The following is a 14,629-nucleotide window of genomic DNA, read 5'->3' as shown; positions in this document are numbered from 1 at the left end:
AGGGAATGTCATGGCTTTGATCGGCGTAATCGGCGCAGGCGTCATGGGCGTCGGCGTCGCCCAGAACCTCGCGCAGACCGGGCACGACGTGGTCCTGGTCGACAAGGACGAGCAGATTCTCAAGGAGGCGCTCGAAACCATCTCGCGCAACGCGCGGATGAGCCGGCTCATGGGCGGACCGGCGCTGGACGCCGACGAGATCCTGTCCAGGATCACCACGTCGGTGGGTGTCGGCGGCGCGGCCAAGGCCGAGGTCGTCATCGAGAACGTCACCGAGAACTGGGAGGTCAAGCGGGCCGTCCACGAGGAGCTCGACGAGGTCTGCGGGCCCGACACGGTCTTCGTGGTCAACACCTCGGCGATCCCGATCACCAAGATGGCCTCGATCACCCGGCGTCCCGACAAGGTCGTCGGGGTCCACTTCATGAACCCGGTGCCGGCCAAGCCCGCGTGCGAGCTGATCCCCGGCTTCCACACCTCCACCGAGACCGTCGAGCGTACGCGCGACCTGCTCAAGGCCATGGGCAAGAAGGCCATCGACGTCAAGGACGCCTGCGGGTTCGTCTCCAACCGGGTGCTCATGCTCACCGTCAACGAGGCGGCGTACCTGGTCCACGAGGGCGTCGCCACCGCCGAGTCCGTCGACGAGGTCTTCCGCAGCTGCTTCGGCCACCCGATGGGCCCGCTGGAGACCGCCGACCTGATCGGCGTCGACACCATCCTCTACTCCGTCGAGGTGCTCTACGAGCACTACGCGGACAGCAAGTACCGGCCGTGCCCCCTGCTCAAGCAGATGACGGACGCCGGGCTGCACGGCCGCAAGTCCGGCCGCGGTTTCTACACCTACAACTGAGAAGGGTTCACCACCATGTCCAACACCGCTCAGGGCCAGATTCTCGACTTCGTCCGTGGCCGCTTCCCGCAGGCCGAGCTCGACGCCGCGCAGGACATCTTCGCCCTCGGCTTCGTCAACTCGCTGTTCGCGATGGAGCTGGTGATGTTCGTCGAGAAGACCTTCACCGTCACCATCCCCAACGACGAGCTGCGCATCGACAACTTCCGCACCGCCGACTCGATGGCCGAGCTGGTCGACAGGCTGGCGAGAGTGGCGGCGTGACCACGAGCAGGGTCACCGACCGGCGCTCGGCCCGCGAGTTCGTCGACGCGCACATCGTCCCCCACGCCGACGCCTGGGACCTCGACGGCCGCGTGCCCGAGGATCTGATCCGCAAGGCGAGCGAAGCGGGCCTGTGGGCCCCCTTCCTGCCCGAGCGGTACGGCGGCGCCGGCATGGACATGGTGACGCTGGGCGAGGTGCACGAGGAAGTGGGCCGGGGCTGCTCCTCGGTCCGCAGCCTGCTCACCGTGCACACGATGCTGTCGTGGACCGTGCAACGCTGGGCCACTCCGGCCCAGCGCGAGCAGTGGGGCCCGGCACTGGCGAGCGGAGCGGCGCTGGGCGCCTTCTGCCTGTCGGAGCCGGGCGCCGGCAGCGACACCTCCGGCATCACCACCACCGCCACGGAGACCGACCGCGGCTGGGTGATCAACGGCACCAAGAAGTGGACGACCGGCGGCCAGCGGGCGGACGTGTTCCTCGTCTTCGCCCGCACCGCCTCCAGCATCGGCGCCTTCCTGGTGCCGAAGGACACCCCGGGCGTCCGGGTACGCCCGATCGAGGAGATCCTGGGCACCCGGGCGTCCATGCTGGCCGAGATCACCTTCGCGGACGTGGAGGTCGAGCGCGAGGCGTTGCTCGGCCCGAGCGGCTTCACCGCGGGGATGGTGCTCACCGGCACCCTCGACCTGGGCCGCTACAGCGTGGCGGCCGGGTCGGTCGGCATCGTCCAGGGCTGCCTGGAGGCGAGCGCGGCGTACGCCGCCAAGCGTGAGGTCGGCGGCAAGCCGCTGCGCGACCTCCCGCTCATCCAGGCGAAGCTCTCCGACATGGTCACCGACGCGCGGGCGGCCCGCCTGCTGCTGGCCGAGGCCGGCCGGCTGAAGGACGCGGGCGACTCGGCCACGCTCATGGCCACCTGGATCGCCAAGTACTTCGCCTCCACCGCGGCGGCGAAGCACGCCTCCGAGGCGGTCCAGATCCACGGCGCCAACGGGTTCACCCCCGACTACCCGGTGGCGCGCTTCTACAGGGACGCCAAGGTGATGGAGATCATCGAAGGCAGCAACGAGATCCAGCGCATGACCATCGCTGGTCAGGCAGATCGGGAGAAGCCATGACCGTGCAAGAGTCCGTCGCCCTCCTGCCCGAGAAACCCGTACAGGGGCGGATCAAGTGCATCGTCTGGGACCTCGACCACACGCTGTGGGACGGGGTCCTGCTGGAGGACGAGGAGGTGCACGTCCGCGAGAGCGTGGTGGAGGCGATACTCGAACTCGACCGCAAGGGCGTGCTCCACTCGGTCGCCAGCAAGAACGACCGGGACACCGCGCTGGAGAAGCTGCGCGTGCTCGGCCTGGACAAGATGTTCCTGTTCCCGCAGATCGGCTGGAACGCCAAGTCGGAGTCCATCCGCCGGATCGCCAAGGCGCTCAACCTGGGCCTGGACGCCTTCGCGTTCGTCGACGACCAGCCGTTCGAGCTGGGCGAGGTGGCCCACGCGGTGCCCGAGGTGACCTGCGTGGACATCCTGGAGCTGCACGACGCGCTGGAGCGGCCGGAGTTCCAGCCCCGCTTCGTCACCGACGAGTCGGCGCTGCGCCGCGAGATGTACCAGGGCCAGATCGCCCGCGACGAGCTGGAGAGCGAGTTCGTCGGCACCAACGAGGAGTTCCTCGCCAGCCTGGAGATGTCGTTCACGATCGCGCCCGCGCTCCGCGACGACCTGCAGCGGGCCGAGGAGCTCACGGTCCGCACCAACCAGCTCAACTCCACCGGCCGCACCTACTCCTACGAGGAGCTCGACACGCTGCGCGAGTCGCCCGACCACCTGGTCCTGGTCGCCTCGCTCACCGACAAGTTCGGCAGCTACGGCAAGATCGGGCTGGCCCTGGTGGAGAAGCAGGAGGAGGTCTGGCGGCTCAACATGATGCTCATGTCGTGCCGGGTGATGTCACGCGGCGTCGGCATGGTCCTGCTGAACCACATCATGCGCCTGGCCGCCGAGGCCGGGGCCGCGGTCCGCGCCGACTTCGTCGAGACGGGCCGCAACCGCATGATGCAGGTCACCTACGCGTTCGCCGGGTTCCGGGAGGTGAGCAGGGACGGAGCGCACGTGGTTCTGGAGGCCGACCTGAGCGTGGTCCAGCCGCCGCCGTCGTACGTACAGCTTGAGATCGTGGAATGAGGCGCCCCCCATGACCGTCAACGACGTGATGAGCACGGACGCGCTCAACCGTTGGCTGCCCTTCCGCACGCAGACCGGCGCCGAACCCGGCGCGCTCCCGCTGTACTGCCTGCCCCACGCGGGCGGCGCGGCCTCGGCCTTCCGCCTCTGGCAGCGCAAGCTGCCGGGGGTGGCGGTCCAGCCGGTGCAGCCGCCCGGCCGGGAGGCCAGGCACAAGGAGCCGGCCTACGAGCGGATGGGGGCCCTGGTCTCCGATCTGGCGGACGTCGTCCTGGCCGACGTGGAGCTGAACGCCGCCGGGCGGCGCTATGCGCTCTACGGGCACAGTCTCGGCGCGCTCGTGGCGTTCGAGCTGGTCAGGGAGATCCGGCGGCGCGGCGGGCCGGAGCCGGTGCACCTGTTCGTCTCCGGCTGCGACGCGCCGCAGGTCACCTACGAGGACGGCCAGCCGGTACGCACGATGACCAGGCCGCAGCTGGTGTCGTTCCTTCGCGGGCTCGGCGGCACGCCGGAGTGGCTGCTCGGCGACGAGGGCGCCATGGCGATGATCCTGCCGGCCATCCAGGCCGACTTCACGATCAAGGAGACCTACACGTACGCGCAGGAGCCGCCCCTGGACCTGCCGATCACCGCGCTGCCGAGCACCAGGGACCCGCGCATCGCCGAGTCGAAGGTGATCGGCTGGCGGGACCAGACCGCGGCGGCGTTCGTGCTGCGGCCCTTCGACGGCGGCCACTTCGCCGTCTTCGAGCAGGCCATGCTCACGCACCGCATCCTCGCGGAGGCGCTGCGGCCGTGGGTGTGAAGGTGTGGAAGGTGCACCTCGACCGGCCGGGCATGCCCGGCTGGTCGGCCCTTTCCGAGGCCGAGTGCGAGCGGGCGCTGCGCTTCGCCGACCCGCTGGAGCGCCGCCGCTGGGTGGTGGCGCGCTCGACGCTCAAGCGGATCCTGGGCGAGCTGTGCGGCATCCCCGCCGCCCGGCTCGCCTTCAGCACGGAAGCCGGCGGCCGCCCCCGCCTCGCCGTCCACACCGAAGCACTCCACACCGAAGCACTCCACACCGAAGCACTCCACACCGAAGCACTCCACACCGAAGCACTCCACACCGAAGCACTCCACACGCAAGGGCACGGCGGCCGCCTTGGTCTCGCCCCCGCCGCGGACGGGTCCGACCGTCCGCTGGATGGGTCCGGCCGTCTGCCGGATGGGTGTGACCGTTCCCAGGGTCTGGACTTCAACCTGTCGCATTCGGGGGAGTGGGCGCTGATCGCCGTAGCTCCCGAGGGCCGGCGGGTGGGTGTCGACGTCGAGCGCATCAGCTCCGACGCCGACATCCTGGAGCTGGCCGCGCGCATGTACCAACCGGAGGAAGTCGAGCGCGTCCGCGCCGCGGGCGCGCCCGAGTTCTTCCGGCTGTGGACCGCCAAGGAGGCCTACATCAAGGCCACCGGCGTCGGCCTGGCCGGACTGCGCGACACCCGGGTCACCCCGGCACACGAAGGGAGCGCGGCCCTGGTGGGCTCGCGCTCCCTTGACGGCGAGTGGCCGGTGCGCTGGCTGGACGTGGCGCCCGGCTACGCGGCGGCCGTCGTCACGACCGCTTCGACACCGGAACCACGTACCGGCTGAAGACCAGGTCGCGCAGGACGTCGTCGCCGCCCTCCACGATCGAGACGTAGCGCATGTCGCGCGTCAGCTTGCCGATGACCGACTCGTGCGTGTAGCCGAGCCCGCCGAACATCTCCGACGCGGCCGAGGCGATCTGCCAGCCGGTCTGGCCGCAGAACATCTTCGTGGTCAGCGCCTGCTTGAGCGTGCCGACGCGCAGGAACTCCTCGCCGGCGTCCGGCCTGGCCGCCACCTCGTCGTACGCCCGCGCCGCAGCCAGGCACTGGTTGGCCATGACCTCGATCTGCATCTCGAACTGGCCGAGCCGGGCGGCGAAGACCGCGTTGCCGGCCAGCGGGGCGCCCTTGACCTGCTTGGCCTTGCCGTACTCCATGCAGACGTCGCGGATGCGGCGGGCGATGCCCAGCGCCGTGGTGGCGATGAGGATACGGCTGGCGTTCAGGCCGATCTCCAGCAGGCGCAGGCCGTTGCCGCGCAGCACGTTGGCCGCGGGCACGCGCACGCCCGACAGGGAGACCTGGTAGGTGGCCGAGGAGCGCAGGCCGATGACGTCCCAGCGCTTGTCGATCTTGACGCCGGGGGTCTCGCGGGGGACCAGGACGGCGAGGTAGCCCGCCGGGTCGTCCTGGGCGCGCGCGACCACCACGAGGAAGTTCGCGAAGCCGGTGTTGGTGGAGAACGCCTTCTCGCCGTCGAGCACGATCTGGTCGCCTTCGCGGCGGGCCGTGGTGGTGATCCTGGCCAGCTCGCTGCCGGCGGCGTGCTCGCTGCCCAGGGTCGCCGCGTAGCCGCCGTTGACCAGCGGCTTCAGGTGACGCTCCTTGAGTTCGGCGCTGCCGTACCAGGAGACCATGCTTGTCGTCAGGACGGGGATGAAGAGCGTGAAGGCCACCCCCGCGTCGGCGTAGGCCAGCTCGGCGGTGATCCGCACGCTCTCTTCGAGGCCGAGGCCCAGCCCGCCGCTCTCCTCCGGCAGCCACCAGTTCGCCAGGCCGGTCTCCGCGAACCGCTCGTAGAGCGGCAGCGGAGCCTCGGCCAGCGAGTCGAGGTAGGCGTCCTTGCCCAGGAGTTCGCGGCGGGCGAAGGCCTGTACCGTGCGCAGGTACTCAGGCTGCTTCATCCTCGTCCCTCGCGTCGAGAAGAGCGGCGAGCTGGCGGACCGTCGGGCACTCCAGCAGTCCCGTCACCGGGATCGAGGCGCTCACGGCCCGGCGGATGCGGGTCGTCAGCTCGATCGCCAGCAGCGAGTGGCCGCCGAGCTCGAAGAAGTTGTCCAGCGCGCCGATCGGCTCGATGCCGAGCACCCGTGACCAGATGTCGGCCAGCGTGGTCTCGGTGCCGGGGGCGGGCTCGACGTAGGCGTTGTTCAGCTCGGGCCGTGGGTGGCGCTCCTGCTCGTCGAAGTCGCCGTCGGTGTCGTGGATGTCGCCGGTGACCCACTGCGCGATCCGCGTCTCCAGCCAGCCCGTCGAGATGACGAAGTGACCGGCGCGGTCGGCCGCGGACAGCGTGCGCTCGAAGACGTCCACGCCCTCGGCGGGCGCCATCGCGTAGCCGACCACGGCCTCGCTGTGGCCCTCGACCCGGTCGGGGTCGATCGCCCAGGTGTCCCAGTCGACGGTGACCCACCGGCCTTCGCCCGCGGTCCTGGCCTGCCTGACGTAGGCGTCCAGGGCGGCGTTGGCCGCCGCGTACGGCGCCAGCGTCATCCCGCCCAGCACCGAGGCGATGGACGACAGCGTGATCCGGCGCTCCGGGCAGCGGTCGCCCAGGACCTTCTGCAGCACGTGGAACCCGGTGACCTTGGCGGCCAGGTGGGCGTCGCACTGCTGACGGTCCATGAGGTGGGCGAAGTTGAAGTACGCCCCGTCCTGCACCCCGGCGCCGTGGACCACGACGTCGATGGTGCCGAACCGGCCGACCGCCGCCTTGACCACGGCCGCCATCTGTTCCTCGTTCGCCACGTCCGCCGACAGCGGGAGCACGGTGGCGCCCCTCGCCTCCAGGTCGCGGATGTTGCGGATGTGCCGAGAGGTACGGTCCCCGTCGTGCCCGTCCAGGTAGGCGTCCCATTCCTCGCGCGGCGGCAGCGGGGAGCGGGCGGTCAGCACGAGGCGGCAGCCGTACGTGCTGGCCAGGTGGCGGGAGAGCACCAGGCCCACGTCGCCGAGACCGCCGGTGATGAGCACGGTGTCGCCGTCGCGGATCGGCCGCGCCTCGCCCTCGGGCTCGGCGATGGGGTGCTGGTCGTAGGCGCGCACGAACGTCTCGCCGGCGCGTACCGCCATCGGCCCCTCGTATGGGGCGACGGAGGCGGCCAGGATCTGGGCGGCCAGCAGGTGCAGGGCGTCCTCGGCCACCTCGTCGGCGTCGATGTGCCGCGCGCGCAGCCGGGGGTTCTCCTGGGCCAGGCTCGGGGCGAGGGCAGCGAGCGTGGAGTGCTCGGGGTGGCGCAGGTCGGCGCCGGCCACGCCCACCGCCTGCGAGGTCAGCAGCACCAGCTCCGCGCGCGGGGCCGAGCCGGTGTTGTCCACCAGTTCCCTGGCCAGCGCGAGTACGGAGTAGAAGCCGCGGTTCTGCTCGGCGGTGAAGTGCTCGACCGGGTCGCCGGAAGCCTCCGGGCTGGCCAGGCTGAAGCCGTGCACGATGGCGCGGGGGCCGGCCACGAGCGAGTAGATCAGCTCGGCCACGTCGTCGGACTTGTCCGCCCGGATGGTGAAGTCGCCGGCGTCGTCCTGCTCGAAGCGTTCGCCGGGCCGTACCGCGGTCACCTCGGCGCCGGCCTGGTTCAGCCGCCCGACGAGCGCCTCGCCGCGCGCGTCGGCGGTGAACACCAGCCACGGTCCCGCCAGCCTGAGCTGCTCGTCCAGGTCGGTGGTGGACAGCGGACGCTGCTTCCACGTGGGCAGGTACGTCCACTGGGAGCGGTCGAAGTTCTTGCCCTCGGCGACCGGCGCCTGCGCCTGGCCGGGCAGCGGCTTGACCCAGAACCTGCGCTTCTGGAACGGGTAGGTCGGCAGCAGCACGCGCCGCCCCTCGCCCTTGTGCAGCGCGGGCCAGTCGACGGTGACGCCGCCCTGCCACAGCTTGGCCAGCGCGGCCAGCACCCACTCGGCCGCCGGCTGCTCGCCGTCGGGCTCGACCACGAGCTCCTCGACGCCGTTGGCCTGGTCCTTGCCGTCGCGCAGGGTGCGGATGCCGAGCGCCGTCAGGCTGTAGGCGAACGCGGTGAGCGCCGCCTCACGGCCGCTCGGGTCGTCCTCACCCGCCGTCTCATCCGGTACGGCCCGCAGCTTGGCGGCCGCCTCCCCGGTGGCCAGCTCGGCGGCGGCGGCCCGCAGGCCGGCCCACCAGCTGTCCGGGACCTCGCCGGCCGGCCGGATCAGCTTGACCTTGGCGTGGCGGCGCTGCGTCTTGCCGTCGATCCAGCGCGACGGGTCGGACAGCGCGGCGATGGCGTCGTCGCGGTCGCGGACCACGACCGCCCGGCGCTTGGCGAAGCCGCCGCGCGAGACCTGGAGCGTGTAGGCCACGTCGGCCAGGTCCACGCCGTCCTCGTCCTCCAGGTAGCGGCGCAGCTGGGTGGTCACGTCCGTGAGGGCCTGGTCGTCGCCGCCCGAGTACACCAGCAGGTGCGGGCCGGGACGCGCCGGCCGTTCCTCGCGGGGCGGCGCCTGCTCCAGGACGACGTGCGCGTTCGTGCCGCCGAGCCCGAACGAGCTGACGCCGGCCCGCCGCGGGTGCGGGCCCTCCGGCCACGCCTGGTGCTCGGTCAGGACGGTGAACCGGTCCTGCGCCGAGGCCAGCGCCGGGTTGGGCGTCTGGTAGTTGGGGGTGCCGGGCAGCAGCTCGTTCTTCAGGTTCATGGCCGCCCGCATCAGGCCGGTCACGCCCGACGCGCGGTCGAGGTGGCCCAGGCTCGGCTTGACCGAGCCCAGCACGCACGGCGTGTCACGGCCGGTGCGGAAGACGCGGTTCATGGCCGCCAGCTCGATCGAGTCGCCCAGCATGGTGCCGGTCGCGTGGCACTCGACGTAGCCGACCGTCTCGGGCTTGACCCCGGCCACGCCCAGCGCGGACTCGATCACCTCGGCCTGGCCCTCCACGCCCGGCGCGGTGTAGCCGGCCCGCATGCGGCCGTCGTTGTTGGCGGCAGAGCCCAGGATGACCGCGTGGATCACGTCGCCGTCGGCCAGCGCCTCTGACATGCGCTTGAGCGCGACCACGCCGGCGCCGCTGCCCATGACGGTGCCGCCGGCCTCGGCGTCGAAGCTGCGCACGATCCCGTCGGGCGACATGATGCCGCCCTGCTCGTACAGGTAGCCGGAGGGCTGGGGCAGCGGGGTGAAGGCGCCGCCGGCCAGCGCGATGTCGCACTCGTAGGTCAGCAGGCTCTGGCAGGCCAGGTGGACGGAGACCAGCGAGGTCGAGCAGAACGTCTGGACGGAGATCGCCGGGCCGCGCAGGCCCAGCTTGTAGGCGACCAGCGAGGCGAGGGAGTCGCGCTCGTTGCCGACCGCCATGAGCAGCGCGCCGCCGGGCTGGTAGATGAGGTGGTTGATGTTCTTGACGATGTAGTCGGGGAAGCCGCAGCCGCCGAACACGCCCACCTGTCCCGGCACGTCCGTCGGGCAGTAGCCGGCGCTCTCCAGCGCCTCCCACGAGCACTCCAGGAAGAGCCGGTGCTGCGGGTCCATGGACTCCGCCTCACGCGGGTTGATCCCGAAGACCGAGGCGTCGAACATCGCCAGGTTGTCCACCGGCCCGCCGACGCGGACGTAACGGGGGTCGGCCAGCGTGCCGGGCTCGGCGCCCGACTCCGTCAGCTCCTCCTCGGTGATCTTCCGCAGGCCCTTGACGCCGGCCAGCAGGTTGCTCCACAGCTCATCGACGTTGCTCGCCCCGGGGAACCGCCCGGACATCCCGATCAGCGCGATGGCTGAGTCATAGTCGGTGGTCTCCGTCATACGTTGTTCCTCCCACTCCTGAGCATGTTGCGGCGCTGCGCGATCCTGGAGCGCTGCTGGTCCCTGGCGTCGTCCTGCTCGTCGTCGTCGCCGCTGTCCTGCGCGGTGGCGGCCTCGGCCAGGGAGGCCACCGTGGGCGCCTGGTAGAGGATGTGCGGCGGCAGGTACGACAGCTCCAGGGCCTTCCTGACGTCGGCGATGATCTCCATGCCGAGCAGCGAGTTGCCGCCGAGCTCGAAGAAGTTGTCATGGATGCCGACCTGCTCCAGGCCGAGCGCTTCCTCCCAGACCTCGACGATCTTGGTCTCGGTCTCGCTCTGCGGCTCGACGTAGGCCGTCGACAGGTCCGGCCGCGGGTGCCTGCCGAACGCGTCGCGGATCTTCTTCACCGTCGCCTGGTGGCTCTCGATGGACGAGCGGCGGCTCATCGCCACCAGCGGGGCGAACTCCTGCGTGGAGGCCACCACGTGCCGCTGGCCGCTGGCCAGCACCCGCTGCAGCGTCTTCCAGCCGTCGTCGAACGACAGGCCGAACTCGCCGCGGTACCACTCGAAGTACTGCTTGGAGCCCTCGTCGTAGTTCTCCAGGCCGTCGGTCCAGCCGTTCCACTCCCACTCGCACCAGTCGATCGAGGCCAGCGCCACGCCGGGCAGCGCGTCGCTGAAGGCGAAGGAGTCCAGGAACGCGTTGGCCGCGCAGTAGTCCACCTGGCCGGCGCCGCCGCCGGTCGCCGAGGTGGTCGAGGAGAACAGCGCCAGGAAGTCCACCGGCACGTCCTTCAGCACCTCGGCCAGGGCCAGCGTCCCCGCCACCTTCGGGGCCAGCACGCGGTCCATGTCGGCGCCGGTCTTGAACTGCATCAGGCCCACCGCGGGCACACCGGCCGCGTGCAGCACGCCGTTCAGCTCGCCGAAGCGGTCCAGGGTCTCGCGTACGGCCCGCCGTACGTCATCCAGTTTGGAGACGTCGGCGGCGACCGTGAGCACCTCGATGCCCGCCGACTGCAGGCGGCGCAGGCCCTCGATGCGCCGGCGCACCTCGCTCGCGGTGCTGTCGGCGGCCAGGATCTGGTTCCACTGGTCCTGCGGCGGCACCGGGGTGCGGCCGAGCAGGACGAGGCGGGCCTGGTAGTCCTCGGCCAGGCGCTCGGCCATGGCCAGGCCGATGCCGCCGAGACCGCCGGTCACCATGTAGACGCCGCCCTTGCGGACCGTCGCCGCGGGCGGGGCCGCCTCGATGTAGGCGGCGTCGAGCGACTCGTAGTCGGGGATCCAGCGCCTGCCGCCGCGCAGCGCGACGACCTGGTCGGTCGGCTCGGTGAGCAGCTCGGACACGACCTCGCGGGCGCTGACCTCGTCGATGTCGATGAGGCGGGTCTTCACCCTCGGGTACTCGACCGGGATGAGCCGGGCCGGGCCGAGCAGCGTGCCGCGCTCCGGGGTCATGCGGTCGCCGGGCAGCACGTGGTGGCTGCCGCTGGTGACGATGTCCAGCCACCAGCCCGGCAGGCCCAGGTCGCCGGCGGCGCGGGCGAAGGCCACGACGCTGTGCAGGCCGCGCTGCAGGCAGGTGTCGATCGGCTCGCTGCCGTGCTCGGCGTTCCACATGTGCACGATGCGCTCGGGCAGCCAGTCGCGGCCGTTGAGCTCGCGCAGCGCGGACACGGCGTCCTCGGGGGAGCCGGGCCGGACGGTCAGCACGTCGCCGTCGCTGGTGAAGCGCTCGCCTGGCCGTACCTGAACGATCTCGCGGCCCTCGGCGCGCAGCCGCGCGGCGAGCGTGTCGGCGAGGCCGTCGTCGGTGTAGACGAGCCAGCGGGTGGCCTCGTCGGCGCGGGCGGGGCGGTGCGCGGTCTGCTTCCACACCGGCGTGTGGATCCACTCCGTGTCCGGCAGGCGCGGGAAGGCCTTGGCGATGCTCGTCGGGTCGCTCTCGTCGAAGAGCGCCGCGCCGCTGCCGCCGCCCATCATGGACGAGTTCAGGTCGATGTCGAGCCAGTAGTCCTGCCGCTCGAACGGGTAGGTCGGCAGCGGTACGCGGCCGGGCCGCCAGCCCTCGTCGTCGTGGAGCACCTCCCAGTCGACCGGCACGCCGGTCAGCCAGAGGCGGCCCAGCGCGGCGGCGACGGCGGCGTTGGCGTCCTGGCGGTCGCCGGCGGCGGGCAGCGTGGTGACGATCAGCGGCCACTGGTCGCGGTCACAGGCGGCGTGGCCGCGGGTCAGCGCGCCCAGCGACTGGCCGGGGCCGATCTCGGCGAGTGCCAGCTCGGGAACGCTCAGCACGTGCTCGAGACCGGCGCCGAACTCCACCGTCTCGCACATGTGGCGGGCCCAGTAGCCGGGGTCGGTGACGACCTCGGCGGTGGCGAGCTTGCCGGTGACGTTGCTGACGTAGGGGATCTCCGGGGCGTTGAGCGTGATGTTGTCGCTGATCCAGGTGGTGAGCTCGTCGGCGACGGGGGCCAGCATCCGGGAGTGGAAGGCGTGGGTGGTCTCCAGGCGCCGGTGGCCGATCTTGACCTCCAGCAGCTTCTCCATGGCCGACTCGACCGCCTCGACCGGTCCGGCCAGCACGACCTGCGAACCGGTCCTGACGGCCACGTCCAGCTCGTCGGAGAACAGTGAGCCGAGAACCGTCTTCAGCCGCCGCTCGTCGGCGGCGACGGCGAGCATCGCGCCCTCGGGCTGCGAGGTGATCAGCTTGGCCCGGTAGGCGACCAGCTTCAGCGCGTCCTCCAGCGACAGCACGCCCGACAGGCACGCGGCCACGTACTCGCCGAGGCTGTAGCCGACCATGACCTCGGGCCGCACCCCCCAGCGGATGAACTGGCGGGCCAGCGCGTACTCGGCGACGAAGACGGCCGGCTGGACCAGGTGCGCCTCGGTGGCGGAGGCGGGCGCCGGCGCGCTGCGGCCCAGCAGCCTGGCCAGGTCGCCGGCGGTGTCCTCGCTCTCGCCCGACGGGGTCACGAAGATGTCCGAGAGCTGGCCGGGCTCGGTCAGGCCGAGCACCGTCAGGCACTCGTTGACGTCGGCGCGGTAGGCGGGCTCCTCGGCGTACAGCTCGGCGACCATGCCCGGGTACTGCTCGCCGACCCCGGCGATGAGGAACCCGGCCTTGCGGCCGACCGTCGCGTCGTTACGGCCCAGCGAACCGGCCGGGTCGGCCAGCCGGGAGGCGGCCTCGCCGGTCGAGTCGGCGATGACGATCTTGCGGTGGTTGAAGACGCGCCGGCCCAGTTGCAGCGTGTAGGCCACGTCGCCGAGGTCCACGTCGTTGTCGCGCAGCCGTTCCGCCAGCCTGGCGCAGGAGTTCTCCGCGGCGGCGGCCGACTTGGCCGAGACCGGCAGGATCTGCCAGCGGCGGGCGCGCTGCTTGCGCGGCGCGGGCACCGGCGCCTCGGTGAGGATGACGTGCGCGTTGGTCCCGCCCATGCCCAGTGAGCTGATGCCGGCGATGCGCGCGCGCTCGGCTTCCCGCGGCCAGGGGGTGTTCTCCGCCGTCACGCGGAACGGGCTGCTGTCGAAGTCGATCTCCGGGTTGGGGGAGGTGTAGTGCAGCGTCCCCGGGATGAGCTCGTGGCGCAGCGACTGGATCACCTTGATCAGGCCGGTGACGCCGGAGGCGCGGTCGAGGTGGCCGACGTTCGGCTTGATCGAGCCGAGCACGCAGTACTGCTTCTTCTTCGTCTGGCCGAAGGCCCGCGTGAGCGCGGCGGCCTCCATCGGGTCGCCGACCTCGGTGGCGGTGCCGTGCGCCTCGACGTAGGAGATGTCGTTGGGGTCCACGCCCGCCCGCTTCAGGGCGGCGGACACGCAGCGGCGCTGGCCGTCGATGCTCGGGGCCAGGTAACTGAACTTGATCGCGCCGTCGTTGTTGATCGCCGAGCCACGGATCACCGCGAGCACGGTGTCGCGGTCGCGCACGGCGTCGTCCAGCCGCTTCAGCGCGACCACCGCCGCGCCGTCGCCGAACATGCTGCCGCGGCCCTGCGCGTCGAAGGTGCGCACGTGCCCGTCGGGCGACTCCTGGCCGCCCTCCTCCCACAGGTAGCCCATGCGGTCGGGGATGCGCACCGAGACGCCGCCGGCGATGGCCATGTCGCACTCGCCGCGGCGCAGGCTCTCCCCGGCCAGGTGGACGGCCACCAGAGAGGTCGAGCAGAACGTCTGCACCGACAGGCTCGGGCCGTTCAGGTCCAGGCGGAAGGAGACGTTCGTGGCCAGGGAGTCCTTGTCGTTGCCGATCATCAGGGCGGAGGTGTCGATACCCATGTTGAAGGCGCCGAGCCGGGTGAGGAGGTAGCCGCTGATGTTCATGCCGGCGAACACGCCGACGCTGCCGCGGCCGTCGGTGGGGGCGTACCCGGCCGACTCCAGCACTTCCCAGACGCACTCGAGGAAGATGCGCTGCTGCGGGTCGGCCAGCGTCGCCTCGCGCGGGTTGTAGCCGAAGAACGCGGCGTCGAAGCCCTTGATCCCCTCCAGGATCGGCCGGATGCGCACGTAGTTCGGCTGCTGGAAGGTCGCGGGGCTGACGCCGGACTCGATCAGTTCCTCGTCGGTGAACGTCGTGAACGACTCGGCGCCCGAGCTGATGTTGCGCCAGAACGTCCCCACGTCGGAGGCCCCTGGGAACCGGCCGGCCATGCCGATGATCGCGACATCGGATTCGCCCGGTGAGTGGTGCTGGTCCATCAACATGCCCCTCTTCACGGAATTGGCTTGT

At 71.4% G+C, this 14,629-nt stretch carries 9 protein-coding genes; 6 read left to right on the top strand and 3 right to left on the bottom strand.

Translation table 11 applies throughout. The features are described from left to right. Positions 1-10: 10 nt before the first annotated feature. Genes ACFWYW_RS25560 through ACFWYW_RS25535 form a run of 6 tightly spaced genes read left to right on the top strand, consistent with a single transcriptional unit; the run spans position 11 to position 4,934 of the window. Entirely contained in the window at positions 11-853 is an 843-nt protein-coding gene (locus tag ACFWYW_RS25560) for a 3-hydroxyacyl-CoA dehydrogenase family protein (RefSeq protein ID WP_379611824.1), read from the top strand. Positions 854-868: 15 nt separating this feature from the next. After that, on the top strand, positions 869-1,117 hold the full coding sequence (locus ACFWYW_RS25555) for an acyl carrier protein (RefSeq protein ID WP_379611823.1): 249 nt from the start codon (positions 869-871) through the stop codon (positions 1,115-1,117). Further along, on the top strand, positions 1,114-2,238 hold the full coding sequence (locus tag ACFWYW_RS25550) for an acyl-CoA dehydrogenase family protein (protein WP_379611822.1): 1,125 nt from the start codon (positions 1,114-1,116) through the stop codon (positions 2,236-2,238). The genes ACFWYW_RS25555 and ACFWYW_RS25550 overlap by 4 nt, the downstream gene beginning before the upstream one ends. Next, positions 2,235-3,305 (top strand): HAD-IIIC family phosphatase, encoded by a 1,071-nt coding sequence (locus ACFWYW_RS25545; protein ID WP_379611821.1) that lies wholly within the window; start codon positions 2,235-2,237, stop codon positions 3,303-3,305. The genes ACFWYW_RS25550 and ACFWYW_RS25545 overlap by 4 nt, the downstream gene beginning before the upstream one ends. A 10-nt stretch (positions 3,306-3,315) precedes the next feature. Further along, positions 3,316-4,110 carry a thioesterase II family protein gene (locus tag ACFWYW_RS25540; RefSeq protein ID WP_379611820.1) on the top strand — a complete coding sequence of 265 codons (795 nt, stop codon included), beginning with the start codon at positions 3,316-3,318 and terminating at the stop codon, positions 4,108-4,110. Then, on the top strand, positions 4,101-4,934 hold the full coding sequence (locus ACFWYW_RS25535) for a 4'-phosphopantetheinyl transferase family protein (RefSeq protein WP_379611819.1): 834 nt from the start codon (positions 4,101-4,103) through the stop codon (positions 4,932-4,934). Before ACFWYW_RS25540 ends, ACFWYW_RS25535 begins: the two co-directional genes overlap by 10 nt. Here the strand turns inward: ACFWYW_RS25535 and ACFWYW_RS25530 are convergent. The 3 genes from ACFWYW_RS25530 to ACFWYW_RS25520 are packed head-to-tail and all read right to left on the bottom strand — an operon-like array spanning position 4,897 to position 14,604. Then, positions 4,897-6,054: an acyl-CoA dehydrogenase family protein gene (locus ACFWYW_RS25530; RefSeq protein WP_379611818.1), complete on the bottom strand. Its 1,158-nt coding sequence runs from the start codon at positions 6,052-6,054 to the stop codon at positions 4,897-4,899. The two genes, ACFWYW_RS25535 and ACFWYW_RS25530, sit on opposite strands and share 38 nt — an antisense overlap. Then, positions 6,041-9,901: an SDR family NAD(P)-dependent oxidoreductase gene (locus ACFWYW_RS25525; protein WP_379611817.1), complete on the bottom strand. Its 3,861-nt coding sequence runs from the start codon at positions 9,899-9,901 to the stop codon at positions 6,041-6,043. The genes ACFWYW_RS25530 and ACFWYW_RS25525 overlap by 14 nt, the downstream gene beginning before the upstream one ends. Then, on the bottom strand, positions 9,898-14,604 hold the full coding sequence (locus ACFWYW_RS25520) for an SDR family NAD(P)-dependent oxidoreductase (RefSeq protein WP_379611816.1): 4,707 nt from the start codon (positions 14,602-14,604) through the stop codon (positions 9,898-9,900). The genes ACFWYW_RS25525 and ACFWYW_RS25520 overlap by 4 nt, the downstream gene beginning before the upstream one ends. Between the last annotated feature and the right edge of the window lie 25 nt (positions 14,605-14,629).

The organism is Nonomuraea sp. NPDC059023, assembly GCF_042740095.1.
Classification (GTDB): Bacteria; Actinomycetota; Actinomycetes; order Streptosporangiales; family Streptosporangiaceae; genus Nonomuraea.
The sequence above is the reverse complement of the archived record's forward strand: the minus strand, read 5'-3'. Positions and strand labels throughout refer to the sequence as shown.